The organism is Neobacillus sp. SRL179, assembly GCF_984799095.1.
The window spans coordinates 515496-541323 of the sequence record NZ_OZ481792.1; the positions used below are offsets into that span (position 1 = coordinate 515496).

Annotated in this window: 20 protein-coding genes; 18 read left to right on the top strand and 2 right to left on the bottom strand. The window is 39.2% G+C overall.

Going from position 1 to position 25828, the window contains the following annotated elements; genetic code table 11:
- Positions 1–3 precede the first annotated feature (3 nt).
- Both AC4E8C_RS02570 and AC4E8C_RS02575 read left to right on the top strand, forming a co-directional pair.
- Complete coding sequence (locus AC4E8C_RS02570; RefSeq protein WP_490212447.1) at positions 4–957, top strand: siderophore ABC transporter substrate-binding protein; 954 nt, start codon at positions 4–6, stop codon at positions 955–957.
- Positions 958–1098: 141 nt separating this feature from the next.
- Positions 1099–2556 (top strand): PAS domain-containing sensor histidine kinase, encoded by a 1458-nt coding sequence (locus AC4E8C_RS02575; RefSeq protein WP_490210019.1) that lies wholly within the window; start codon positions 1099–1101, stop codon positions 2554–2556.
- 102 nt (positions 2557–2658) lie between these two features.
- Here AC4E8C_RS02575 and AC4E8C_RS02580 read toward each other — a convergent pair whose 3' ends face one another.
- Positions 2659–3195, bottom strand: coding sequence for a ribonuclease H-like YkuK family protein (locus AC4E8C_RS02580; protein ID WP_490210021.1), 537 nt, complete (start codon positions 3193–3195; stop codon positions 2659–2661).
- Positions 3196–3525: 330 nt separating this feature from the next.
- Between AC4E8C_RS02580 and AC4E8C_RS02585 the strand changes: the two genes are divergently transcribed.
- The 4 genes from AC4E8C_RS02585 to AC4E8C_RS02600 all read left to right on the top strand — a co-directional run bounded on the left by AC4E8C_RS02585 (position 3526) and on the right by AC4E8C_RS02600 (position 7468).
- Positions 3526–5913: a M14 family zinc carboxypeptidase gene (locus AC4E8C_RS02585; protein WP_490210022.1), complete on the top strand. Its 2388-nt coding sequence runs from the start codon at positions 3526–3528 to the stop codon at positions 5911–5913.
- 126 nt (positions 5914–6039) lie between these two features.
- Entirely contained in the window at positions 6040–6450 is a 411-nt protein-coding gene (locus AC4E8C_RS02590; protein WP_490210024.1) for an acyl-CoA thioesterase, read from the top strand.
- A gap of 123 nt (positions 6451–6573) precedes the next feature.
- On the top strand, positions 6574–6732 hold the full coding sequence (locus tag AC4E8C_RS02595; RefSeq protein ID WP_490212448.1) for a hypothetical protein: 159 nt from the start codon (positions 6574–6576) through the stop codon (positions 6730–6732).
- A 142-nt stretch (positions 6733–6874) separates the two neighbouring features.
- Entirely contained in the window at positions 6875–7468 is a 594-nt protein-coding gene (locus tag AC4E8C_RS02600; protein WP_490210026.1) for a biotin transporter BioY, read from the top strand.
- A 90-nt stretch (positions 7469–7558) separates the two neighbouring features.
- Here AC4E8C_RS02600 and AC4E8C_RS02605 read toward each other — a convergent pair whose 3' ends face one another.
- Positions 7559–8809, bottom strand: coding sequence for a GGDEF domain-containing protein (locus tag AC4E8C_RS02605; RefSeq protein ID WP_490210028.1), 1251 nt, complete (start codon positions 8807–8809; stop codon positions 7559–7561).
- Between the two features lie 404 nt (positions 8810–9213).
- Here AC4E8C_RS02605 and AC4E8C_RS02610 point away from each other — a divergent pair, with 404 nt between their 5' ends.
- The 12 genes from AC4E8C_RS02610 to AC4E8C_RS02665 all read left to right on the top strand — a co-directional run bounded on the left by AC4E8C_RS02610 (position 9214) and on the right by AC4E8C_RS02665 (position 25535).
- Positions 9214–10395, top strand: a complete 1182-nt coding sequence (locus tag AC4E8C_RS02610; protein WP_490210029.1) for a galactokinase — start codon at positions 9214–9216, stop codon at positions 10393–10395.
- A 25-nt stretch (positions 10396–10420) separates the two neighbouring features.
- Positions 10421–11902, top strand: coding sequence for a UDP-glucose--hexose-1-phosphate uridylyltransferase (galT, locus tag AC4E8C_RS02615; protein WP_490212449.1), 1482 nt, complete (start codon positions 10421–10423; stop codon positions 11900–11902).
- A gap of 35 nt (positions 11903–11937) precedes the next feature.
- Positions 11938–12996: an aldose epimerase family protein gene (locus tag AC4E8C_RS02620; protein WP_490210031.1), complete on the top strand. Its 1059-nt coding sequence runs from the start codon at positions 11938–11940 to the stop codon at positions 12994–12996.
- Positions 12997–12998: 2 nt separating this feature from the next.
- The gene (locus AC4E8C_RS02625) at positions 12999–13991 is read left to right on the top strand and encodes a LacI family DNA-binding transcriptional regulator (protein WP_490210032.1); all 993 of its coding nucleotides are present in this window, start codon (positions 12999–13001) and stop codon (positions 13989–13991) included.
- A gap of 144 nt (positions 13992–14135) precedes the next feature.
- A complete protein-coding gene (locus AC4E8C_RS02630) occupies positions 14136–15137 on the top strand; it encodes a sugar-binding protein (RefSeq protein ID WP_490210034.1) in 1002 nt (333 codons plus the stop codon).
- Positions 15137–16603, top strand: coding sequence for a sensor histidine kinase (locus AC4E8C_RS02635; protein ID WP_490210035.1), 1467 nt, complete (start codon positions 15137–15139; stop codon positions 16601–16603). The genes AC4E8C_RS02630 and AC4E8C_RS02635 overlap by 1 nt, the downstream gene beginning before the upstream one ends.
- Positions 16600–18186, top strand: coding sequence for a response regulator (locus AC4E8C_RS02640; RefSeq protein ID WP_490210037.1), 1587 nt, complete (start codon positions 16600–16602; stop codon positions 18184–18186). The genes AC4E8C_RS02635 and AC4E8C_RS02640 overlap by 4 nt, the downstream gene beginning before the upstream one ends.
- Positions 18187–18433: 247 nt before the next feature.
- Positions 18434–19504: a galactose/glucose ABC transporter substrate-binding protein MglB gene (mglB, locus tag AC4E8C_RS02645; protein ID WP_490210038.1), complete on the top strand. Its 1071-nt coding sequence runs from the start codon at positions 18434–18436 to the stop codon at positions 19502–19504.
- A gap of 215 nt (positions 19505–19719) precedes the next feature.
- Positions 19720–21225, top strand: coding sequence for a galactose/methyl galactoside ABC transporter ATP-binding protein MglA (gene mglA, locus AC4E8C_RS02650; RefSeq protein WP_490210040.1), 1506 nt, complete (start codon positions 19720–19722; stop codon positions 21223–21225).
- Between the two features lie 11 nt (positions 21226–21236).
- Positions 21237–22259: a galactose/methyl galactoside ABC transporter permease MglC gene (gene mglC / locus AC4E8C_RS02655; RefSeq protein WP_490210042.1), complete on the top strand. Its 1023-nt coding sequence runs from the start codon at positions 21237–21239 to the stop codon at positions 22257–22259.
- A 331-nt stretch (positions 22260–22590) separates the two neighbouring features.
- A complete protein-coding gene (locus tag AC4E8C_RS02660) occupies positions 22591–23769 on the top strand; it encodes an ABC transporter substrate-binding protein (protein ID WP_490212450.1) in 1179 nt (392 codons plus the stop codon).
- A gap of 530 nt (positions 23770–24299) precedes the next feature.
- A complete protein-coding gene (locus tag AC4E8C_RS02665) occupies positions 24300–25535 on the top strand; it encodes a Zn-dependent hydrolase (protein ID WP_490210043.1) in 1236 nt (411 codons plus the stop codon).
- Positions 25536–25828 lie beyond the last annotated feature (293 nt).

The following is a 25828-nucleotide window of genomic DNA, read 5'->3' on the forward strand; positions in this document are numbered from 1 at the left end:
ATGATGAAAAAGTGGAGTCTATTTGGTTTAATTTTTTCAATAATTCTTGTTTTAGCTGCTTGTGGAGGAACCTCCAAGGAAGAAGGTCAATCGAAAACAGCATCTACTAGTAAGACAACAACAGAGAAAATAACGATTGAACATAAATATGGTAAAACAGAGCTGGAAAAGAACCCTAAAAAAATAGTCGTATTTGATTTTGGTGTTTTAGATACCTTAGATGAGTTAGGTATTGAAGTAACAGGTGTTCCACAAACAGTGGTACCTTCTTATTTGAAGAAATATGAAGATAAAAAATATACAAATGTCGGCAGCTTAAAAGAACCTGACTTTGAAGCCATTCATGCGATGAACCCCGATGTAATTTTCATTTCAGCCCGTCAAGCCGAATTATATGATCAATTCGCTGAAATCGCGCCAACCGTTTACATAGACTTTGATTATACAAAGTACATGGAATCGTTTGAGAAAAATATGAATCTCATTGGTGAAATCTTTGGCAAAGAAGATCAAATTGCCAGCGAGTTAAAGGACGTTAAAGCAAATGTCGAAGAAGTGCACAAAAAGGCGTCTGCTCTTGATAGTAAAGGCCTGATTATCTTAGCAAATGAGGGCAAGGTGAGTGCATACGGACCTAATTCCCGCTTTGGTTTAATCCATGATGTGTTTGGCTTTGGTGCTGCGGATAAGGATATTGAGGTATCCACACATGGTCAAAGTATTACGTTTGAATATATTATGGAGAAAAACCCTGACGTATTATTTGTCATTGACCGTGCTACTGCAGTGGGCGGAGAAATTGGCGCGAAAGAAATCGTTGAAAACGAACTCGTTCAAAAAACGAATGCCTACAAAAATGATAAAGTTGTCTACCTTAATTCCGATACTTGGTATTTGAGCGGCGGCGGTTTAAAATCTATTAAATCCATGGCAAAAGAAATTGAGGCAGCCTTATAATCTATTAACTTGAAAAAACGCTTGGCCACTTTATGTGACCAAGCGTTTTTGGTGCCTGACACCAGTGAAAATTTCGCTTCCTTTTATCGTAAGATTCTGTAAAATAAGGAGTAAGAGTCTAAAGTGTTTGGAGAGAATACTATGGCGAAGGGCTTCCCTGCTTTTAATAATGAATCTGAGTCTGCCTTTTATGATCATGAATTTATCAATCTATTCCTTGACTGCACAGCAGATGGAATATGTATAATCGATGTGGAAGATCGGGTCATTCGGATCAATCATATGTTTACGGAAATTTTTGGCTATACGGAAGAAGATGTTTTGGGAAAGATATACGAAAAATTTCCTAATCCAGATCAATTGATTGGGGTTTTGCAGGCAATTAAAGAAGGGGAATTTTTCCATGATATTGTGACACAACGTTATCATAAAAATGGGAATCTGCTAGATATTGCGGTCTCTTATTCTCCTTTTCGAAACAAGGCAGGAGAAATTATCGCCATGATCGCGATTTATCGTAATATTACTCAATATAAAAATACTGAGCGAGAATTAAAAAAGACCCAAGAGTTGTATAAGTTAATTACCGAAAATACAACAGATATGATAAAGCTTTATTCGAAAGACAAGACTATCATCTATGCTTCCCCATCACATAAAAATGGAATTGGGTTAACTCCAGAGCAATTAATAGGAAAAACGGCTTATGATGTGATCGATTTAGAAGACCATGAAAAACTTGAGAAAGTCTATCAAACACTAGTAGAAACGGGAGAGCCCCAATTGTTTCAAACCAAAGTGGTATGCGGTAATCATGAGACGATAGAATCTGAGACAACCATTACGCCTATCTTTAATGATCAAAATGAGGTGGAGTCCTATGTAACGGTTGGCAGAAATATAACAGATCGAATAAAAAATGATGATGCCCTTCGTAATTTAGATCGCCTATCGATTATTGGACAATTAGCAGCGGGTGTTGCTCATGAAATTAGAAATCCGTTAACCTCACTAAAAGGATTCACCAAGCTGCTAAAAGGTACAACAGACCATGATCGACAGGGGAATTACCTTTCCATCATCATGGATGAGCTGGACCGGATTGATAGGATTGTCAATGAATTTATGTCGTTAGCGAAACCGCAAGCTATTCAATTTGAGCGAGAAAGCTTAAAGAACATTCTAGAAAGTACAGTAAACATTCTTCACCCGCAAGCCTTATTACATAATGTACAAATCGTCACCCATTATCAATCAAATGATATCACCTTATTGTGCAGCCCCAATCAATTAAAACAAGTGTTTGTCAATTTCATAAAAAATGCCATTGAAGCGATGCAGGACGGCGGCATTGTCCATATTGAGGTTCATGAACTAGAGGGGAATAGGGTCGAGATTAGTTTTTCTGACGAAGGATTCGGAATAGACTCAAAGGTGATGGATTTACTCGGAACTCCCTTTTACACCACGAAAGATAAAGGCATTGGGCTGGGTTTAACGGTTAGTAACAAAATTATCCAAGAACATAATGGAACTATGAAAATTGAAAGCCAACTCGGAAAAGGAACCACCGTAAAGGTTGAGTTAGCTTGTATATAATAGGATGTCCCACTAGGGTTTGATACCTCGCTCAATGTCATGTAGCTGCTTATTATTACTACATACTTAGTCGAGGAGCTGACTCTATGTTGGGACATCCTTTTATTTTGTGTATCGATTGGCATAACTCGAGGCAACGAAGGCATCTGGTTTGATTTTAGGTTCCACTCCCATTGATTCCATTCGGGTGACCATTTCTTGGACGAACTCCCTAGTTTTATTTCGTTTACCTGCCCCAATATCAATGTGACCTTCCATCGTGAAGGTGGCACCTTTGTATAAATGGGGAAGAACAATCGAAATTAATTCATTCTTTCTCTCTTCTGTGAACATCGAAACAATTTCCTCAGTTAAGGACAATTCTAATGAAATTCGCTCATGTAACTGGATCATTTTCCTAGGAATTGTTACTTTCCTTATACAGGCCCACACGCCATTTCCCTCGTTTTGAATGACAATTCCAGTAATAAAAACAGTATGGGATTTGTGTACTTGTGAATCTGTCCCCACCATAAGGCGGTAGTTGCCATTGGGATGTATGTTCATGAATGCCACAATTCGCTCAAAGACCTGCTCGAACGAAAGTCCATTCTCCTGAAGATTTTGAAATGAATGGTGATAGGCTGGGTAGTTTTTCATTTTGAAGCACCACATCTTTCCCTTCCATCAGAAGGTTAGTCTCACTTCTTATTCATATCTTATGGAAAATGGCTTATAGTCGTGCCGCCTGTGATGGTATTTGATTTTTTAAAGTGTATGAGAAAAACATAGAAAAAATGCAGCGTGCATGTCTAGTAATGACAAGGTGGGATATTGGGTATTATTACCATTGTCCTAGTAGGAATTTTATTTACCTAGATGCTTTGGGTGAAAGGTAGGATAGTAATTTAGAAGAATTCATAATAAACTAACCTTAGTTAATAAAAATACATATTTTTTAATAAAAATGCATAAAAGGGAGTGGGAATAATGAAGAAAAAGAAAACCAAAGCGGCGGCTGCTGGTATTTTGTCTGTAAGTCTGCTAACGGCACTGCCATGGTCAGTTGGGTTTGCAGAAGGACCAAAATGGACAAACGTCAATGTATTTGAGGAGCAAGATGGAAGCAAGTTTAATAGTGAAAACTACGACTTTGTGAAGTTCTCGCAAATAGGTACAAAGTTAAAAGCAATTGAAAAGCAATCTAATCGAATTAAAGTGGAAGTCCGCGGAACATCTGCAGATGGAAATCCTCTTTATGTTGTCACCGTTGCGGATCCAACGACACAAGGGAAATTTGGTAAAATCCAATCACTGCGGAAGCAGATGTTTAAAAATCCACAAAAGGCTCAGGATTGGATTGCCGAGAACCCTGATTTTAAGGTGCCGATTATGATTAACGGTTCCATTCATGGTACAGAATTTGCAGGAAGTGATGCGGTACTTCAATTGATTGAAAGATTTGCGACCCAAAATGACGCTGAGACGAAGAACATTTTAGCGAATAATATTCTTATTTTTAATGTTGTACAAAACCCGGACGGACGTGTAAATGCTACCCGTTTCAATGGAGAAGGAATCGACTTAAACCGTGATTTTATTACGCAATCGCAGCCAGAAACTAAAGAAACGGTGGAGCTTCTTAAAGAGTGGAATCCGATGATATTTCTTGATACCCATGGATATGTGAAAAATTATGCTCCTAACCGCCAAGGCTTAATTGAACCATGTACACCGCCGCATAATCCGAACTATGAATACGACCTTTATAATAAATGGGCCTATAAGCAGGCAGAAGCGATGGAAGCAAGCATCATGAAAGATAAAGCAAATTTCTCCGGCGGTCTGTATCAGAATATGGAAGGCGTCTATATTCCACAACGCAATGATGCAGAAGGATGGGATGATTATCCGCCAATTTTCACGCCAATGTATGCCATGTACCATGGAGCTTATGGACACACGCTTGAAACCCCAACGAATGATTGGGATGGCGTTCGTTGGATGTATAACGCCATTATTGGTGCATTAAACTTTGCTACAGAGAATAAACAATCGATGATTACGGACCAAATTGAAATGTTTAAACGCGGCATTAACTTTGATCATCCATTCCACCAGGACGGATTTTTCCCGAAAGCCTATATCCTTCCGGTTAATCAACAGGATCCAACGGTAACAGATAAAGCGGTCAATCATTTACTTAATAATGATATTGATGTGGTGCAGGCAGCAAAAGCATTTACTGTCGATGGAAAGTCGTATCCAAAAGGAACCTATTTGGTCAACATGGACCAAGCGAAGGCTGGATTAGCTAACACGATGCTGTGGGATGGGGAGGACATTTCTAACGATACATCTTCCATGTATGATATTTCAGCATGGAGTCTTCCGGAGCTTTGGGGCTTTGAAGCAGTAGCTACGCAAAGTCCGGTTGAAGTGACGACTACAAAGGTAAACAAAGTAATGGAGCAAGGGGCGGTAACTGGAAAAGGACCATTTTTGATCCCAAACAGTTCTGTTAAAGCTGTGAATCTAGTAAATACTTTGTTACAACAAGGTGTACAAATAAAGCGGGATGAGGAAGGTAACTTCTACACAGAAGCTCCAGCGGCTGCCATTTCAGCAGCTGTGAAAGCCTCAGGGTTGCAGGTTACTTCAACTGCTAAAATACCTGAAGAGGCAGTGGCCTTATCCAGCTTGAAAGTGGCCATTTTGAAGGACGGCGGTATGGGCAAAGTACAGTCTCATAGTGGTACAAAGCTAGCCTTGAAACGGCTAGGTTTTGAGGTAAAGGAAGTAACGCCTGTAGAAGTCGCTGAAAAGGGATTGAATGGTTTTGATGTGTTCGTTTACAGCGCGACGGAAAGTCTGATTTCTACTAATCTATCTGCCGCAAATAAAGAGTTTGGTTTCCAAACTGCTGACCAGTTTGCTGCATTCAAGGCGAATGTGACGAGTTTTGTCAGCAAAGGCGGCAAGTATATTGCGGTAGGTGCTGGTTCTTCACGAGCCACGAAAACACTTGGCCTAACGGATGATACTATTAATACGGGTGGTTCTAACAGTAATGGAATTGTGAAAGTAAACTATGAAGGAACCGGATTAACGGCAGGTTATGACTCGGATGACCTAGGTTTTGTGTACCGCCCAGTTTGGTATACCGGTACAGAAAATGATGAGGTAGTGGCAAGTCTAGCAGATTCGGCTGACTTCTTTGTGGCAGGCCATTGGAGAAATAACAGCAGCGCGAAGGGACAGGCGGTAATCGTCAAAGAGCAGGATAAGGATGTGACCTTAATCGGCTTAGAAGCTGGCTTCCGTGACCATACGGATTACCTGTTCCGACTGTTATCCAATACTATTTTTGAAAAATAAAACAAACAAGCAGCCTGGTTCAACTATTTGAGCCAGGCTGCTTTGTTGTGAAGGTATCAATTAAGTGAATAGCGAATACCTATGTATATTCTATGGAACTTTGCAAAGGTGGGAGGATTTAAAAGCATGACATATTCGGAATATTCTATTGTGGCAGAAACCAATAAAGGACATGTAAGCAATGTGAAGCTATTTGATTATTTAGACCAGGGAAGAAGCGTCTGGTATCGCTATTGCATCTTGCAAGGCGTTGAAGCTGTCGCTGTACATATTGGTGTTGATTATAAAAAGGAAGTTTTCAATAATGACAGATTATTGATTCGTACCACACTTGATCGGGTGGGGAACACGAGCTTTACTCTGAAGCAAATGATGACTAATGTGGATGAGGAACTGATGGTATCGGCTGAGGTTGTTTTTACAACCATCAACCGTCAGACAAGAAAAAAAGTCACGGTACCTGATGAGGTTCGCCGTCTGCTGGAGAATGAAGCTAGTTTGGATGATGAACTAGCAGCGAGGAATAACGTGGTTTAGAACCTGTTAGATTGTCAAAATTTTTTGAATAAGTATGTAAAAAACAATTAAATGCCTAACAATATTTGTGCCAGTCCATCATTAAATAAAACAACAAGATTACTTTATGAAGGAATGATGAGAATGGCAAAAAGAAACCGCGGGAAAACGATCAGCAGCCTGCCTTCCAATGGACGGGGGACATGCCCTCTATGCAAACGAACAGGTATAAAGCTGCTCTATTCACATAAGACTGAAGCCAACCAAACCATCAAAGTCTGCAAAAACTGTCGGGATAAATAAATCTCCTATGTCCTCCAATGGTGCCTGACACCAATAATTAAATTTTATTGTTAACCTGATTTATTTTTAGGTTGACAATAAATACCTACACCCATTATCTTAATAATAAGAACATTTATATGGATGGGATGGGAGAATTATAATGAGGAAGTTTACGGCACTGGATATAACATTAGCGGGGATGTTTGTTGCACTTATGGCAATCGGCGCCAATATTACTTCAATTGCACCGTTTATGCATGTTGGCGGAGTTCCCATTACCTTACAGACTTTTTTTGCTATTTTAGCAGGCGCTATTTTGGGAAGTCGTTTAGGGTCAATCGCCATGGTGGTTTATATGTTAGTTGGATTAGTGGGGGTTCCCGTCTTTGCTGATTTTTATGGAGGGGTCTCGATCATTATCAGACCAACCTTCGGCTTTATTATTTCCTATATCTTTACAGCCTATATTATTGGGAAAATAATCGAGAAAAACAAAAGTATGACGACCTTTATTGTTGCCTCTATTATTGGAATGGCAGTCAACTATCTTTTCGGAACGAACTGGATGTATTTTGCTTATAAACTTTGGGCAGCTGCGCCAGAAGGATTTACCTATAAAATGGCTTGGCTGTGGATGGCCGCTCCACTGCCAAAAGATATCATCTTAGCGGTACTGGCCGGAATGATGGCCCATCGCCTTGAAAAATCAGTATTATCAAAAGGCCAATTCAAAAATATAAAACGTGTTTCATAAAATCATAAAAGGCCATAAAAAGACACTGTCCACCTATCGTGGACAGTGTCTTTTTGTGGTGCCTGACACCAATAACACCATTATCATCAATCAGACGATTTCTTTGTTTAATAAGCCGTTTATGATGGATACTCTGTTCTTGCCGAGCTGCTTGGATTGGAACATGAGCTGGTCCGCTATGATATAAGCTTTTTCCATTGATACGTGTTCATTTACTTTGTAGAAGTAAAGCCCAAATGAGGCGGTGTAGGAAATGGAAATGACGTCACCTTGGAATTCGGCTGAAACCGAATGGTTTTCAATGCCCTTTGCAATCCTGTTTATTAAAGCCGCTGTTTCCTCAAAGCTTCTTTTCCTTAGATAAAGGGTGAATTCCTCCCCGCCACTTCGAAACAAATAGTCCTCTTGTTCAAGGTAGCTTTTTAATGTTGCGGCAAAGTGTTGAATGACCTTATCACCCACGGCATGATTGTAGCTGTCATTAATTCTTTTAAATTTATCAATGTCACAAACAACAATTCCAATGTATTCATTCGATTGATTGAGCTCGCTCAATTTTTTATCCATAAAGGTACGATTAAAAACACCGGTCAGAAAATCGGTATAGGCCAATTGCTCAAACTTATCCCGTTCAAGCTTATTTTGAATACTTTGCGACTTTGAATAGAACGAACGGCTAACAATATAGTTTAAAAGGAAAACGCTCAACAACATATCCCATTTTCCATTTTGGAGGAAAATAAGCAAGAGACCGTTCGTAATAGCTACTTTTCCATAATCAAGTAGACTGATGCCTTTAAAAATAAACTCATTTGCTTCTTTAAATGATTTTAGCTCTCCTAAAATCATAAAGACAATAACCATGAACGTACCAGATAAATAAGAGGTAAAACAAATCAATAAGAATAACAGAATCCAGTAACCTAAAGGGAACGGCTGAAAAATGGGAGAAAGGATTTGGTACAAAAAATAGGCAAGCGAGTTAGTAATAACAAAACAGCCGATATTATAGAGAGTATCTGTAAACTCGGTGGGATCAGCTGCCCGGGTCCATTTTCGATAAACATAAATAGAAAATCGATAAATCGTTTCATATAAAAATAACCCCATTGGTCCAGCAAAAAGAACCATGGCTAAATCATAACTAATTCCATATTCAATATTCGTACTGCCGTTTTTGTAGAATACTCTTAGTCGAAAATATAGACTTGCAAAAAACCAGAACACAATTAAAGCTTTGATATAAGTGGTGTGATCCACCATTAACCTTGATGAACCAAAAGCTAGTACCAAGGCAATGAGAAAAAGTGAAATATCGTATAACCTTGCTTTTAGCATCATAGTTAAATCCCTTCTTGAAAAATAACAAGTTAAATCCAAGCGCTAATCTATTATAGTTTCTGAGTTTCCAATGAATGTTATATCTATTTTACATAACTTTTTTTAATAAAACGACTACTTTTTTTAGAATGTGGGTGCTCTTATTTTTGCACAAACAGGCTTTAACTAACTGGGGATTGAAAACGTTTTAATAGACTATATAACTTTCCAGCTGATTTGGATAGGCAATTTGAGTTTATGGTTAATAGAATTTAAACGTTTGCTCAGAAAGATGAAGGCGTATAGAATATTTTTTTACTAAACTTAAGTAAAATTTTTAGTAAAACATTTGAAAAGTTTTACTCTTCATAATAAAATACACTTGTAAGCGTTTTATAATAATCCCTATGGGCGGAGGAAGTTTAATGATTGAAACAAAATTACAATCAATATTCGAGGAATTATATCAGGTGTTACCTGAAAAATTGTTTTTTGCTCCAGGCAGGATTAATTTAATTGGTGAACATACGGATTATAATGGCGGTCATGTGTTTCCCTGTGCCATCACATATGGAACGTATGCGGCAGCAAGAAAGCGGGACGACAATCTAGTTCGTTTGTATTCCATGAACTTCCCTGAAAAAGGAATAATTGAATTTACTTTAAATCAACTAGACTATGATAAAGAACACAATTGGGCTAATTACCCAAAAGGGATGATCCGCTACATCATCGAGGCAGGTTACCAGATCCGTAGTGGATTTGAATGTGTCATCGAAGGAAATATCCCAAACGGCGCAGGGCTTTCATCTTCCGCTTCGATTGAACTTTTAACAGGGGTTCTGGCCGCCAGTTTGTTCAGCTTAGATATACCCCGGCTTGAACTCATTAAAATTGGCAAGCAAGTCGAAAATCAATTTATTGGTGTGAACAGCGGGATTATGGATCAATTTGCGATTGGGATGGGGAGGAAAGATGCGGGTATTTTACTTGATTGCCAAACGCTTCAATATGAATATGCACCCATTGAACTTGAAAATCACAAAATTATCATTATGAATACAAACAAACGCAGAGAGTTAGCAGACTCTAAATATAACGAGCGCAGAGGGGAATGTGAAGAGGCGCTGGCACAACTGCAGAAAAAGCTTCCAATCGAGGCGCTTGGCCAGTTATCCGAAGCAGAGTTTGATAAAAACCAATTCTTGATTACTAATGAAATAGTGCGTAGACGGGCAAAACATGCCGTCTATGAAAATGCTAGAACAGTGAAGGCACTGGATGAATTAAGGGCTGGAAATTTAGAGGTATTTGGGCAATTAATAAACCAATCGCATATCTCACTAAAAGAGGATTATGAAGTGACCGGAGTAGAGCTTGATAGTTTAGTAGAAGCTGCTTGGAATCAGCCAGGTGTCTTAGGTGCAAGAATGACAGGAGCAGGCTTTGGCGGCTGTGCGATTGCCATTGTTGAAAATGACCAGGTTGAAGATTTTATTAAGAATGTTGGCGCCGCATATGCTGACAAGATTGGCTATGAAGCTGATTTTTACGTTGCCAGCATTGGTGACGGGGCAAAGGAGTTGGGGTTTGCAACAACCAAATAGTGAAGAAGAACAGGTGGGGATGAATATGATTTTTCAACTAGTCCAACAATTAGTCCATCAAGCACTTTCCACTCAACTAATCGAGCAGGAAGATGTACTATATGCACGAAATCAAGTTCTTGCACTTCTGCAAGTAGAGGACTATCAGGAACCTGAGATACAGGATAGCATTCCAGAAATTCCGGACTTACTTGAATTGATTGTTAAATATGCCGTTGAACAAGGAATAATCGAAGATATTTTTGATGTAAAAGATATCTTTTCAACTAACATCATGAATTGCTTTATTGCGCGGCCATCGAGCATTAATGCACAGTTTAATGAATACTACAACCAAAGTCCTCAACAGGCAACACAATATTTCTATGATTTAAGTAAAAACAGTAACTATATCCAAATGAAGCGAATCCGTCAAAATATCGAGTATAAGGTCCCGACAGAATATGGTGAGTTGGATATAACGATAAACTTATCAAAGCCGGAAAAGGATCCAAAAAGTATTGAGCTTGAAAAATCAGCCCCAAAATCAAGTTATCCTAAATGCCTGCTCTGTATTGAGAATGAAGGGTATGCCGGCAGAATTGGGCATCCGGCCCGCTCCAATCATCGAATGATCCGCATGAACTTGGCGAATGAAAATTGGTATCTGCAATATTCCCCTTATGTGTACTATAACGAGCATTGTATTGTATTATCCGAAACGCATACCGATATGAAAATCAGTCCGCTGACGTTCAAACGTCTTTTTAGATTTGTTGAACAATTTCCGCATTACTTTTTAGGATCCAATGCGGATATTCCCATTGTGGGCGGCTCGATTTTATCACATGAGCATTATCAAGGCGGAAATTATCAATTTGCGATGGCAAAGGCAGAGCCTGATTGGACTTTTGCAATAGAAAGTTTTTCGGATGTGGAATGTTCCGTTGTCAAATGGCCTTTGTCAGTTATTCGGTTACGGTCTGTAAATACAGGTGCGCTTGTGGAAGCGGGAGCCCATATTCTTGAGAAGTGGAAGGCTTACAGTGATGAAGAGGCTGGAATTTTGGCACGGACAGGTGAAACACCGCATAACACGGTTACCCCGATTGCCCGCAAAAATGGTGACTTGTTCGAGCTAGACTTGGTTCTTCGCAATAACCGGACGAGTGAAGAGCATCCACTAGGCATTTTTCATCCGCATGCAGACGTTCATCATATTAAGAAGGAAAACATCGGTCTGATCGAGGTGATGGGTTTGGCGGTACTGCCTGCACGTCTTAAGGGAGAGTTAGAAGAGGTAGAGGATTTCCTCCTTAGTCAAACAGATACGGTGGCGGACTATCATCTGGAATGGGCAAAGGAATTAAAGGTCCGTTATGGAACGGCTGCTAATGTAGACAATGTGGAAAAGCTGGTTAGAGAAGAAGTAGGCAAAAAGTTTTTAAGAGTATTAGAAGATGCTGGGGTGTTTAAGCGGAATGAAGCCGGAAAAGCAGGATTCTGGCGATTTATCGATAGTTTATAATAAGACCTTTACTGGTAAAAGGGAAGTGGAAATGCATGCAGATAGAGGAACGAGTAGTTGGCCGTTATGAAGGCACAGATGTGATTGAGTATACGCTTAGCAATGATTCTAGTATGAGGGTCACTGCTTTGAATTTCGGTTGTGTGATCACTAAAATATTGGTACCTGACCGCGAGGGAAAGGTAGAAAATGTGGTTCTTGGTTTTGACAAGTTTGAAGATTATCTGAAATGGTCACCGTATTTTGGGGCTGTTTGCGGCCGGGTCGCGGGAAGAATTAAAGGTGCGAGTTTTGAGCTTGATGGACAGGAATATGTTCTTAAGCAAAATGAGGCACCCCATCATCTACATGGGGGTGTTAAGGGATTTAACGCCGTTATTTGGAAAGCAGAAAAGATCGAAGCGGAATGCGCTGTTGGGTTGAAATTCGTTTATCGCAGTGTGGATGGAGAAGAAGGCTATCCAGGAAATTTGGAAACAACGGTGACTTATTTGCTTACTAATGAGAATGAGCTGAAATTAACCTATGAAGCAAGAACGGATAAAAAGACATTAGTAAACTTAACGAATCACACTTATTTTAATTTAAGCGGGAATGCCAAGCGTGATTGTTCGGAACATAAACTTCAAGTGAATAGTGACCGCTTTTTAGAATTGGCTCCAAATCTTATACCGACGGGGGAGATCCTTTCGTCCGTGAACACCCCATTTGATTTTTCAAAGGCAAGAAGATTAAAGGACGGAATGGAGTCTTCCTATCCACAAAATGTTTTAGTTGGAAATGGATATGACCACCCGCTTGTTTTTACAAAAAAAGGGGAAAATAAGATTATCCTAAGTGAGGAAAAAAGCGGCCGGGTGTTGGAAATGACAACAGATCAGCCCTGCGTGGTTCTTTATACATCCAATCAATTAGCTGGTTCGTTTGAGATTTCTGGAGTGCAGGCTAGAAATTATTTGGGTGTTTGTTTAGAAACGCAGGGGCTGCCGGATGCCATCCATCATCCGAACTTTCCGCAGGTCACGTTAAATCCAGAGGATGTTTACCGTACTTCGACCTCGTATCGTTTCTTGACCCAGATGATAGGTGAATAACGATGGCTACAATCAAAGATATTGCTCAGTTAGCAGGCGTTTCAATTGCGACGGTTTCGCGGGTATTGAATTATGATACAACGCTTTCTGTCAGTGATGAAACGAAAAAGAAGATTTTTGAGGCGGCGGAGGAGCTGTCCTACAAGAAGAAACCAGCCCGTCGACAGAATTCAGGAAGAATTGCCGTCCTCCAGTGGTATACCGAAAAGGAAGAACTTGAAGATCTTTATTATATGTCGATAAGGCTCGGGGTTGAAAATCGCTGCCGACAACAAGGCCTTCAACTTGTAAAGTATTTTCAGGATAACTATGAAGAACTGAAAGAAGAGGAAGAACTGCAAGGGCTGATTGCGATTGGCAAGTTTAGCCGTAAGCAAGTAAAGGAACTAAGGTCGATTACTAAGAGTATTGTGTTTGTGGACACTTCACCAGATGAAGAACAGTTTGATTCAATTGTCATCGATTTTGAGAAGGCAACGAAAAAGGTGCTGGATCATTTTATGGTTAAGGGCCATAATCAGATTGGCTACATTGGCGGCAAAGAGGAATTTACAGATAAAACCGCTGCTATCGAGGATGCAAGAGAAGAAACCTTTAAGCGCTATTTAACTGAAAAAGGGATATTTAATAAGGACTTTATGTATAATGGGAAATTTTCGTCGGAAGATGGCCATGCGTTAATGAAGCAGGCTATTCGTGATCATGGCGCCCATTTGCCTACAGCCTTTTTTGCTGGAAATGATTCGATTGCCATCGGGGCTTTAAGGGCCTTACTGGAGGAAGGCATCGCTGTGCCTGACCGGGTTAACATTATCGGGGTCAATGATATCAGCATTTCGAAATATGTTTTTCCAAGCTTAAGCACGGTTAAAGTATATACGGAACTGATGGGGGAGACAGCAGTAGATACCCTTTTGGAACGAATCGAAGGTAGAAAGACAGCAAAGAAAATCTTCATTGCTACCAAACTAATCATTCGAAATAGCAGTCTTTAGTTAAGCTCACCAAACTTGGTGAGCCTTTTTTATTTTGGTGCCTGACACCAAAAGGTCGTTGTCGAATATTACAATGTTACGTATAATGTTTTTATCAACCATGATAACGGTTACATGGTGGTGGGTTAGGAATGGAGATGTATCATGAGTAAGCTTTCTATCACCGCGTATACATTAGGCATCATGCTTTTTTTAGTTAGCTTTACATTCTCAATATTTTATGGATATCAGGTTATTACCCATGATTTACCTAGAGAAGTAAAAACAGTAGAAAAGTATAACTACCATTTTGTCCTAGTTCCAGAAGAGCAAGATAATGAGTATTGGAGACTCGTCGAAAAAGGGGCAAGGGCAGCAGCGAAAAAGTATGGTGTCCTGCTCGAATATGTCGGCCCTAAACAAGCGAATATTGATGATCATGTAAAAACAATTGAAATGTCCGTTGCCTCAAAAGCGGACGGCATCATGACACAGGGGTTAAGCGATGAACAATTTACTCCGCTCATCAACCGGGTCGTGGAAAAAGGAATACCTGTGATTACTGTCGATACAGATGCTGCCAATAGCAGACGGCTTGCCTATATTGGTACAGATAATTATTACTCGGGATATTTGGCGGGAAAAGCTCTGATCACTGACACAAAGGGCCAAGCAAATGTAGCCATAATTACCGGGAGTTTCAAAAATAACCATCAGGTCCAACGGGTGAAGGGATTTCAGGATGCTGTAAAAGCAGAAAAAGGAATTCACATTGTAGCCGTAGAAGAATCTGAAATCAGCCGCGTAAAAGCTGCAGAAAAGGCCAATCAAATCATCCAAGAACATCCAGAAGTAAATGCGTTTTTTGGGACAAGTGCTTTAGATGGAATTGAAATTGCCCAAGTGGTTGAAAAATATCATAAACAAAATCAAATATACATTGTCGGATTTGATACATTACCAGAAACACTGAATTATATTCGGAAGGGAACGATTAAAGCAACGGTCGTTCAGGAACCTTATGAAATGGGTTATGGAGCAGTAAAAATGATGATTGATCTCATTGAAGGGAACAAAGTTCCGCCAATCGTTCATACAAATACACGAATTTTGAGAGTAGGAGATTTGCCTGTTAGCAAACTAGCGGGGATGGAGGAGAGCCAGTGATGTTGTTTCGGATTAGATCCAAATTGCTTCTCTATTTCATTGTCCTTGTGGTTCTATTGACATCTGTTGGCTTCTTTTTTTATAACAGCAGTGAAAAACTCGTAACGGAGTATGATGATAGTTTTGAACGTTTTCTATTACTAAATGATATCTCACAAAGAACGAATCTAATGACGGAAAAGCTTCATGCCTATATCTTAGATAAGGATGAAACAGATCTACAAGACTATAAAAAGGAAAAAATAAAGTTGATTCGGGATCAAAGCAAACTTTATCCTGTTCTAAACAAAAATGATATTAATCTAATTAATTATAAATATATGATAGACAGCTTTTTAGATGAGTGTGATGCAACACTTGGAGCTTTTAGCAAAGACGAAATAAATCAATATTCTAATCATTTTAATGAGGTATTGAAGATCAACGGATTTATCCAAGAAAGTACACTGGCGCAATTAAATAATAAGCTGACCGCCTATCAAAAATTCTATGGTCAAATGGAACAACAAAACTATTATTATAAACTAATGTCTATTTTTCTTTTTGCTGCGGCTTTTTTCCTTAGCACCTTACTAGCATTATGGATATCAGGAGGCATTACTAAACCAATCCGAAGGTTATCAGAAGCAGCAGAGCAAATCTCAAAAGGAAACCTAGAAGGAGAAGATATTAGAATCACAACTAAAGACGAATTAAAGCCGTTAACGGAAACCTTTAATCAAATGCGCGCCAACCTAAGGCAATTGGTAACAGAAATAAAGCAGAAGTCCGAATTAGATCAATTACTAAAAGAATTAGAGTTGAAGAGTCTACAAAATCAAATGAATCCCCATTTCCTATTTAATACATTAAATACGGTTTCCAAAATGGCCTATTTAGAAGAAGCGGATCAAACTTCCCGATTAATTGAGGCAGTTGCAGCACTGCTGCGCTACAATCTCGGTGATATTAATCAAGCATCCACCTTAAGGGATGAAGTGAGAATTGTGAAAGAGTACTTTTTTATACAGAAAACAAGATTTGGAGAGAGAATTCAATTCATAACAGACATTGAGGAAGATTGTTTGGATGTCAAAATACCTTGTTTAATTTTGCAGCCACTAATTGAGAACGCCTTCATTCATGGGGTTGAGTCCTTTGAAGAAAATGGGGAAATACGCCTGCGGATTTATCGGCACTTTGACCGTATCCATGTAGAAGTCATCGATAATGGTGTTGGAATGGATGAGATTACGAAGAAAAGGCTCCTACATTATTTAGATAAAGTTGACCACAACGAAGAGGCATTCCGCCCTGAAAAAATAAAGAGTCAATCAAACGGCATAGGGGTTAAAAATGTGATTAGAAGACTGCAACTCTATTATCATCGGAATGATATTGTGGAAATTGAATCAGGGTTACAAAAGGGTACCAATTTCAGGCTCATTATTCCTGTCGCTTCAAAAGAGGGGAGTGTCATTTTATGAAAATATTAGTTGTAGATGATGAGGTTTTAGAACGAAAGGCATTAACTAAGATCATAAACAGCTCTGCAGAACATGTTAAGGTGATTGGCGAGGCCCCAAATGGCAGAATAGCGATTGAAATGGCAAAAGAACATCGGCCAGATATTATTTTTATGGATATAAAAATGCCTGGTATTGATGGTGTTCAGGCTGTAAAGGAAATTAAAAGAGTTAACCCAGGAATTCGATTTATTATGGTTTCAGCGTTTAATACATTCGAATATGCAAAAGAAGTGATGCAGCAGGGAGTAAAGGAGTATATCCTAAAGCCAAGCAGGAAACAAGATATATTAGCAGGTTTACAGAGAGTAACAGCTGAAATTAGAGAAGAACGAAAGCAGCAAGAGGAACACCAAAACTTAAAGGAAAACTATAGCCGAGCCATTTCGATAGCCCAAAAGGAATGGGTATCCTCCCTATTAGTAAACCAAGTTCAAGATATCACCTTTGATGAATGGGGACAGCTGCTAGGTGTTGAAATTACTTCTGGATATATCGTTCTTTTTTCTTTTTTGCCTAAAAGTGAAACCATCCCCTCCGCTAGTGAAAAGCAAGAATGGGTGGTGTGGCTTAAAAATGCCCTTAAATCAGTAGTGAAAAAGAAGGAAATTATGATGGGGCCTATGACGGAAAACCATGTCCCCGTGTTAATCCTATGCCAAAAAACATCGGAAAGGATTCATTTTAAAACAAGTGTCCAAGCCAATCTGGATAGTCTGTTTAAACTTTTTCAAAAAGAAACCTTTGCTTGCGAACTACGTGTTGGGGTTGGTCTTCCCTACCATCATGCTTATGAATTAAATCAATCGTATCATGAAGCATTTAGATCGTTAGAGAAACTTGCCAAAACTCACAATCAACGCGCCTTAATAGCAGACAAACAAAGCGTCCCTGAAATCCCCACCCCAACGGAGGTCATTGAAGTTGAAAAAATGCTTCTAGATGCAATTCGACAAGGGGATGTTAATCAAGTTCTATTGATTTTCGAATCATACATAAAGATTCTTGTGGATAGTAATGATATGAAAGCACCTAATCTAAAAAAGTCATTGGATGAGTTGTTAATCCTTATTTCGCGGATGCTTCATGATCTAGGGATCGGCACACAGCCAACAATGGTTATTGACGATTCAGAAGAAGTCATTGATATAGTAGAAAAGGGAAAATCCCATCTATTATCGATTGTCCAGCAGGTTCAAGTTTGGCGTAACCATCATGCTAAAGGATTGCTTCATCAGGCGAAAGAGTATATTGAAAATCACTTTTCTGAATCCCTAACATTAGAACAAGTTGCTGACTTTGTTGAACTAAGCCCCTTTTATTTTAGTAAATTATTTAAAGATCGGTTTGGAATGACGTTTATTGACTACTTAACGGAGATTAGAATTAAAAAGGCGAAAGTGGAAATGGTCGATCAAGGAAAAAGCTTAAAGGAAATATGCTATTCTGTCGGCTATAAAGATCCCAACTATTTCAGCCGGGTATTTAAAAAGATGACTGGACAATCTCCAACAGAGTTTCGAAAGGTAACAGCAAGTGAATAAAGTGTTAGCATACGACCAATTTTCATTCGAATTGGTCTTTTTTAATTGGTAAATTAGTAGGAATATCACATAGTTATTACAAAAATTGCAAGATAATCTAGAAAATCACAAATTAGTGCTATACTTTTGACCTATTGAAAACGGTGTCACAATGCTAACATATTTGTAAGGGCTTACATAAGGGTGAGTAGATGGGATATACAGCAACTTACCAGAGTCTTTACAAAATGAAAGGGAGATTGATGACATGGTGAAAAAGAAAAAAGGCATGATTCTATCTTTAACAATTGCTTCTAGTATTCTATTGGCAGCAGGCTGCAGCAGCTCTAGCTCCACAAGCGGGTCTGGGGATTCTGGAAAAAGCAAGGGCGGGGACCTTCCAGCTGTAGGTGCAACCATTTACAAGTTTGATGATAACTTCATGTCATATGTGCGTCGTGCGATGGAAACTTCAGCAAAAGGAAAGGTTAACCTTATGTTGAATGACTCACAAAATGACCAGGCAAAACAAATTGAACAGGTTGATACCCTTATCGCTAAAGGGGCAAAGTCTCTAGCCATCAACCTTGTTGACCCAAAAGCAGCACAAACAATTGTCGACAAAGCGAAAGCAAAAAATATTCCGGTTATCTTCTTTAACAAAGAGCCAGATGAAAGCGTATTAAAAGGCTACGATAAAGCTTATTACGTGGGAACAACATCTTCAGAATCAGGAATCCTGCAAGGTGAATTAATTGCTAAGGCTTGGGAAGCGAACAAAGATAAATATGATAAAAATAAAGATGGCAAGCTTCAATATGTATTACTTAAAGGTGAACCAGGACATCCGGATGCAGAAGCGCGTACTAAATATGCTATTGAGACTGTAAAGGAAAAAGGTATCCAAGTAGAAGAATTAGCAATGGATACAGCTATGTGGGATGCAACCAAAGCAACAGAAAAAATGGATGCTTGGGTTTCTAAATACAACGACAAAATTGAATTCGTTATTGCTAACAATGATGGAATGGCATTAGGTGCAATTTCCTCGCTTGAAAAAGCAGGTTACTTCTCTGGCGACAAATTCGTTCCGGTAGTAGGAGTTGACGCAATCCCAGAGGCACTTGAAATGATTGAAAAAGGTAAGATGGTTGGATCCATTTTAAATGATGCGAAAAACCAAGGAAAAGCAACGATTGAACTTTCTGCAAATGCAGCAAATGGTAAAGACGTATTAGATGGAACAGAGTGGAAACTTGATGATAAAAAGGCCGTTCGTGTTCCTTACATCGAAGTAACAAAAGACAATATCCAAGTTGGTAGAGACGCTTATAAGTAAGAAAAACAGCAGCGCCAATCCAGGGGGAAGTTCTTAAGCCCCCATGGCGCTCCTCGAACAAAGGGAAAGCAGCTGCTTTTCCTTCGTTCGGGGCAAGACTTCAACTAGTTGGAGCTGGATACCGCAAAAAAATAATTACTCTCTTTAAAAATATGAGTAGTATCTAAACGAGCAACTCATATTTTTTTAAATGGTTTAAAGAGGAGGTTTGCTAGATGTCAGAAGCAAGTACTACAAATTTGCTCGAAATGCTTAATATAACAAAAAGGTTTCCTGGTGTACTAGCATTAGACAATGTTTCCCTTAAAGTAAAGCCTGGCTCGGTCCACGCCTTAATGGGTGAAAACGGTGCCGGAAAATCGACGTTAATGAAATGTTTGTTCGGTATTTATTCGATGGATGAAGGGAAAATTCTTTTTAACGGAAAAGAGGTTTCCTTTTCCAATTCTAAGCAAGCACTTGAAAACGGAGTTTCAATGGTTCACCAAGAACTCAATCAGGTTCGTCAACAGAATGTTATGGATAATATCTGGCTGGGGCGATATCCGAAAAAAGGCATTTTCATCGATGAAAAGAAAATGTATGAAGATACAACAGCTATTTTTAAAAGCTTGGATATAGGTATTGATCCACGCAGTAAAGTTAGTACGCTATCTGTTTCCGAAATGCAGATGGTAGAAATTGCAAAAGCTGTTTCCTACCATTCTAAAATTATTGTAATGGATGAACCAACATCCTCTCTAACAGAGACAGAAGTAAATCATCTGTTCAAAATCATTAAAAGGCTTCAAAGTGAAAATGTGGCTATTATCTATATTTCGCACAAAATGGAGGAAATCCTGAAAATTTCCGATGAAGTAACGATTATGCGTGATGGTCAATATATTGCCACAAAATGCTCAAAGGAATTAACAACAGATGAAATTATCAAGTTGATGGTAGGCCGTGATCTTTCTCAACGATTCCCTGAAAAAATAAATAAGCCAGGAGAATTAATATTGAAAGTATCTGACTTAACTGCAGAATCTCAACCTTCTTTTTCAAATGTGAGTTTTGAGTTAAGAAAAGGGGAAATCCTTGGCATTGCTGGACTGGTTGGTTCGAAGCGCACTGAGGTGGTGGAAGCATTATTTGGTATTAGAGCGTTATCATCTGGAACTATTGAATTAAACAGCAAGGTGGTTCAAAACCATTCGCCGCAGCATGCCATTAAAAATGGCTTTGCTCTTGTTACGGAAGAAAGAAGATCAACTGGCATTTTCCCATCACTAAGCATTAGCTTTAACTCTATTATTTCTAACATGAAGCAGTATAAAACAAAAGGTGGATTCTTATCAAACACCAAAGTAGCTGACGATACTCAGTGGGTTATCGATTCGATGAAAGTAAAAACTCCTTCCCAAAAAACATCTATTGGTAGTTTATCAGGTGGTAATCAACAGAAGGTTATCATTGGCCGTTGGTTGTTAACAAAACCAGATATTTTATTGCTGGATGAACCAACTAGGGGTATTGATGTAGGGGCAAAGTTTGAAATCTATCAACTTATCAACCAATTAGCTGCTGATGGAAAGGGAATTATCATGATTTCTTCTGAAATGCCAGAACTTTTGGGAGTAACTGATCGAATTTTAGTAATGAGTAATGGAAAGGCAGCGGGAATTGTTGAAACCCAAACAACCTCGCAAGAAGAAATAATGAAATTAGCAGCTTTGTATTAGGAGGAATAAATATGAATTCTAAGGCTTCAAAAAAATCAAACGTATCAAAATGGCTAGTTGATAACGTCATTTATGTTGTTTTAATTCTTCTTGTTGTTGGGATCGTTGCTGCTTCACCGGACTTTTTATCTATAACAAACTTAATTAATATCTTAAGTCAATCCTCATCCCGGATTATTATTGCCCTTGGGGTTGCTGGGATCTTAATTACAGCGGGGACAGACCTTTCTGCTGGACGGATGGTCGGACTGGCAGCCGTCATCTCCGCATCCATGCTTCAAGCAGGGGATTATGCTTATCGTATGTATCCCAACCTGCCGGAGCTGCCGCTTTTTGTTCCAATTGTTATTGCGATGTTGGCAACCGGTCTAATTGCTGCCCTAAACGGTGTGATTGTGGCCAAATTACACGTTCCTCCATTCATTGCTACTTTAGGGATGATGATTGGCGTGTACGGATTAACATCGATTTACTTTGACCGCCCGCCATATGGAGCTCAGCCAATTGGTGGATTAAGCCATGCTTTTACAACTTTTGCACAGCGTGGAATAAAAATTGGCCAATATGAATTTCCATATCTTATTTTCTATGCAATTATCGTTTCACTTATCATTTGGGTAATCTGGAATAAAACACAACTGGGTAAAAATATGTATGCCATTGGTGGAAACCCAGAAGCTGCAAAAGTTTCAGGTGTAAACGTCGCAAGAAATCTTATCATCATTTACACGATTGCAGGTCTTCTTTATGGATTAACCGGTACACTTGAAGCAGGACGTGTTGGTAGTGCAACCAATAACACAGGAAACATGTACGAATTAGATGCGATCGCTGCCTGCGTAGTCGGTGGTGTTTCATTATCAGGTGGTATCGGAACAGTGCCTGGTGTTGTCACGGGGGTATTAATTTTTCAAGTAATCAACTATGGTCTAGCTTTCCTAGGCGTAAGCCCCTATATTCAGTTCATCGTAAAAGGCTTAATCATTATCGTTGCTGTAGCCTTCGACATGCGCAAACATGCAAAGAAAAAATAAAAACCTAGTTCAAGCAAAAGGGCAGTCACCTCTAGTGGGCTGCCTTTTTTGTTTTCGCTGTGGTTTTATATAAGGTTATGGTTTTGAATAATAATATGAACAAAAGTTATTATTTAATCTTTCGTGGTGGTGAAGTTTAACTGTTGAAAAGTCAATGATTTCAGAAATATTAAAATTAATAAAAAATATACTAGACGAAAGATAAAAATAGTATTAGAATACTATTTATCAAAGATTTCGACAATTCGACAAATACCCATTCTTGCTAGGCAAAGATCTTAATTCATGTTTGTTGATATCAGAAAAATCAAATAATAGAGGAGTTACCATGATGAAGAAGAAAAATTTTGCGAAAATGTTTATGGCGTCGACATTATTAGCCGGCGTATTAGCTGGATGCGGAGGGGCAAAAGAAAGTTCAGGCAGCAGCAGTGATACCATTAAAGTAGGGGTTAACTTAGAACTATCGGGTAGTGTCGCTTCTTATGGGGAGTCACTTGCCGCAGGCGTTAATCTTGCAGTTGACGAGATTAATAAAAAGGGTGGAGTGGATGGTAAGAAGTTTGAACTTGTGAAGGTAGATAACAAGTCAGAGGCAGCCGAGGCTACCAATGGTGCCATTAAGTTAACAAGCCAAGATAAGGTAACCGCCATTATAGGTGCAGCCACTAGTGGGGATACGGTGGCACAGGTTGAAATCGCAGATGGCAATAAAACTGTCTTGTTAACTCCATCAGGAACGGCTCCAAATGTAACCGTCAATGATAAGGGGAAATTGAACGAGTATGTTTTCCGTACATCCTTCATTGATCCATTCCAAGGAACGGTTGCTGCCAATTTCGCGGCTAAAGAACTAAAAGTAAAAAATGTGGCCATTTTTGCAGACAGTGCCAGTGATTATGCCAAAGGTTTAGCTGCTTCCTTTAAGGAAACATTTGAAAAGGCTGGAGGAAAAGTTATTGCCGAAGAAGCCTATGTAGGGAAGGATACGGATTTCCGTGCTACCTTAACAAGAATCAAATCTAAAAATCCAGAGTTCATTTTTATCCCGGGATACTACGAAGAAGTTGGTTTAATTGTCAAACAAGCTCGTGAATTAGGCATAACAGCTCCATTAATGGGTGCAGATGGCTGGGATTCACCAAAATTAGTAGAATTAGCTGGTGCAGATGCGTTAAATAATACCTTTATCACCAATCACTATTCTTCTGAAGACCCAGATAAAAAGATTCAAACGTTTGTAAGCACATTTAAGGAAAAGAACGATGGAAACTCACCAAACGCTTTTAATGCACTTGGCTATGATACAGTTTACCTATTAGCCGATGCCATCAAGCGTGCTGGCAGTACGGATTCAACTAAAATAAAAGAAGCCTTAGAGAAAACGAAAGATTTGTCGCTTGTTACAGGTATTGTAACGGTTGACAAAGACCACAACCCGATTAAATCTGCCACTGTTTTAGAATATAAAGACGGTAAGCAAGTATTTAACACTAAAGTTAATCCGTAAGTAAGAACAAATTAAAGGTAAAATGTCAGGGCTGTTCCTGACATTTTACCTTTTTTTCTTTATAAAAATTAATTAATTTTATCTTTGAGAAATGTCCAGCTCCAGCGCCCAAGCGGCTAGTGTCCTTCGCTCTCCGCCCTACGATAAGTCAACATCGAATCGCCTCTGGCTCTTCGTGTTTCCTTTATCGCGTTTAACGGGCAGTAGATTCTCAACTGCCCGTAAGAACCCGATGGGTTCAACTAACAACCAGCGAGAAAAACGCACGCTGCTTGAAGTTTCACCTTATCTCAGTTGGAGCGATCCTGGCCATACGCCGCTGACCAGGGCGCTTCCGCTTTTCTAATAATCATACAAACTATAAAACAATTTGTATGGAAGATTTTATGTTCTGTCTAATGACAGGCCTAAGCAGGGGTGTATAATTAAGGTGTTAACAGAATATTCGTATAACTATAGTAATAAATGCATTCAACATTTAAGAAAACGTACTTATTAAAGGTAGTTTTTTAAAAGGGGAGTGTTTAATCATGCAGCAACGGCAAAAGTTAGTAATTAATGGAGAAAGATTGAAACAGGAATTAGAGCGATTTGCTGAATATGGACGGACGGAAAACAATGGGGTTACCCGTTTGTCCTTATCTAAGGAAGACTGCCGGGTCAGAGATTATTTTCGAACCTGCTGCGAAGAATTAGGAATGACGGTTAAGGTAGATGATATGGGCTGTATGTATGCTACGCTAGCCGGCGTTGAAAATAAACCACCGATATTAATTGGCTCACATCTGGATTCTGTTAAAAAGGGCGGCCGATTTGATGGCGTTCTAGGAGTTTTAACTGGGTTGGAAGTGGTGCGGACATTAGTGGAGAACAAAATTAAACCGCAAATTCCCATTACGATCGTTAATTTTACAAATGAAGAAGGCGCTAGATTTGAGCCGTCAATGATGGCTTCCGGTGTTCTTTCGGGGAAATTTGATAAATCGGTAATGTTGAAAAAGGTAGATTCAGAGGGAGTTACTTTTGAGGAGGCCTTAAAGGCGAGTGGCTATGAAGGGGAAGTAGAGAATCGTTTAAAAGAAGCAACAGCCTTTCTAGAATTGCATATTGAGCAAGGACCTATCCTCGAAAAAGAGGCACTTACCATTGGCGTGGTTGAATGTGTGGTCGGGATGGCTTGTTATGAAATTGAAGTGACTGGTGAATCCGATCATGCCGGTACGACACCGATGAAGATGAGAAAGGATGCCTTGTTTACAACTAATAACTTAATCAACGAAATTCGAAAACACCTGGGTGCGTTAGACGAGGAGTTAGTCTTTACCATCGGCAGGGTGAATGTGTATCCGAGCATTCACACGGTTATTCCAAATAAGGTGGTCTTTACCCTAGAGGCACGGCATAAAGATATGGACATAGTCAATGCTGTCAAAGACTTCATTCAAGGACTTCCATACTTAGGGGTCAGCGAAGGATGTGAAGTGAAGACCACTAAATTATGGGACCGGGATACCGTTTGGTTTGAACAAGAGCTTTGTCAGCATTTAGAAGAGTCTGCTCAGTCCTTCGGATATTCCCATAAGAGAATGGTCAGTGGCGCAGGTCATGATGCGCAATTTATTGCCACCTATGTTCCGACCGCAATGCTGTTTGTCCCAAGCATTAACGGAAAAAGTCATTGTGAAGAAGAACTAACCACATGGGAGGACTGTGAAAAAGGGGTCAACGTAATTTTAGATACGGTGCTTACTTTATTAGCAAAATAAACTTGTTTTCATGGGAAGAAATTCTACAAAAACAGGAACGGATTCTACAAATATTAGAGTTATTCTACAAAAACAGGAACGGATTCTACAAATATTAGAGTTATTCTACAAAAACAGGAACGGATTCTACAAATATTAGAGTTATTCTACAAAAACGAAATAAGCAGATAAATCCAAAACTTTTTCTCCTTCATATGGAGAAAAAGTTTTTTGCGTGGAGCTAGCTAAAAGACAATTGAAAAAACGGCAATAAAAGTGTAAAATTACACTAAATCTAAAAAGTGGGAATTTTA

What these genes read in the sequence shown, in the direction of transcription:
- AC4E8C_RS02660 (WP_490212450.1), top strand. Translation starts at nt 22,591, where the DNA reads ATGAAGAAGAAAAATTTTGCGAAAATGTTTATGGCGTCGACATTATTA.
- AC4E8C_RS02635 (WP_490210035.1), top strand. Translation starts at nt 15,137, where the DNA reads ATGTTGTTTCGGATTAGATCCAAATTGCTTCTCTATTTCATTGTCCTT.
- AC4E8C_RS02590 (WP_490210024.1), top strand. Translation starts at nt 6,040, where the DNA reads ATGACATATTCGGAATATTCTATTGTGGCAGAAACCAATAAAGGACAT.
- AC4E8C_RS02580 (WP_490210021.1), bottom strand. Translation starts at nt 3,195, where the DNA reads ATGAAAAACTACCCAGCCTATCACCATTCATTTCAAAATCTTCAGGAG.
- AC4E8C_RS02585 (WP_490210022.1), top strand. Translation starts at nt 3,526, where the DNA reads ATGAAGAAAAAGAAAACCAAAGCGGCGGCTGCTGGTATTTTGTCTGTA.
- AC4E8C_RS02610 (WP_490210029.1), top strand. Translation starts at nt 9,214, where the DNA reads ATGATTGAAACAAAATTACAATCAATATTCGAGGAATTATATCAGGTG.
- AC4E8C_RS02665 (WP_490210043.1), top strand. Translation starts at nt 24,300, where the DNA reads ATGCAGCAACGGCAAAAGTTAGTAATTAATGGAGAAAGATTGAAACAG.
- AC4E8C_RS02600 (WP_490210026.1), top strand. Translation starts at nt 6,875, where the DNA reads ATGAGGAAGTTTACGGCACTGGATATAACATTAGCGGGGATGTTTGTT.
- AC4E8C_RS02575 (WP_490210019.1), top strand. Translation starts at nt 1,099, where the DNA reads ATGGCGAAGGGCTTCCCTGCTTTTAATAATGAATCTGAGTCTGCCTTT.
- AC4E8C_RS02595 (WP_490212448.1), top strand. Translation starts at nt 6,574, where the DNA reads ATGGCAAAAAGAAACCGCGGGAAAACGATCAGCAGCCTGCCTTCCAAT.
- galT (WP_490212449.1), top strand. Translation starts at nt 10,421, where the DNA reads ATGATTTTTCAACTAGTCCAACAATTAGTCCATCAAGCACTTTCCACT.
- mglB (WP_490210038.1), top strand. Translation starts at nt 18,434, where the DNA reads ATGGTGAAAAAGAAAAAAGGCATGATTCTATCTTTAACAATTGCTTCT.
- AC4E8C_RS02640 (WP_490210037.1), top strand. Translation starts at nt 16,600, where the DNA reads ATGAAAATATTAGTTGTAGATGATGAGGTTTTAGAACGAAAGGCATTA.
- AC4E8C_RS02570 (WP_490212447.1), top strand. Translation starts at nt 4, where the DNA reads ATGAAAAAGTGGAGTCTATTTGGTTTAATTTTTTCAATAATTCTTGTT.
- mglC (WP_490210042.1), top strand. Translation starts at nt 21,237, where the DNA reads ATGAATTCTAAGGCTTCAAAAAAATCAAACGTATCAAAATGGCTAGTT.
- AC4E8C_RS02620 (WP_490210031.1), top strand. Translation starts at nt 11,938, where the DNA reads ATGCAGATAGAGGAACGAGTAGTTGGCCGTTATGAAGGCACAGATGTG.
- AC4E8C_RS02605 (WP_490210028.1), bottom strand. Translation starts at nt 8,809, where the DNA reads ATGATGCTAAAAGCAAGGTTATACGATATTTCACTTTTTCTCATTGCC.
- AC4E8C_RS02630 (WP_490210034.1), top strand. Translation starts at nt 14,136, where the DNA reads ATGAGTAAGCTTTCTATCACCGCGTATACATTAGGCATCATGCTTTTT.
- mglA (WP_490210040.1), top strand. Translation starts at nt 19,720, where the DNA reads ATGTCAGAAGCAAGTACTACAAATTTGCTCGAAATGCTTAATATAACA.
- AC4E8C_RS02625 (WP_490210032.1), top strand. Translation starts at nt 12,999, where the DNA reads ATGGCTACAATCAAAGATATTGCTCAGTTAGCAGGCGTTTCAATTGCG.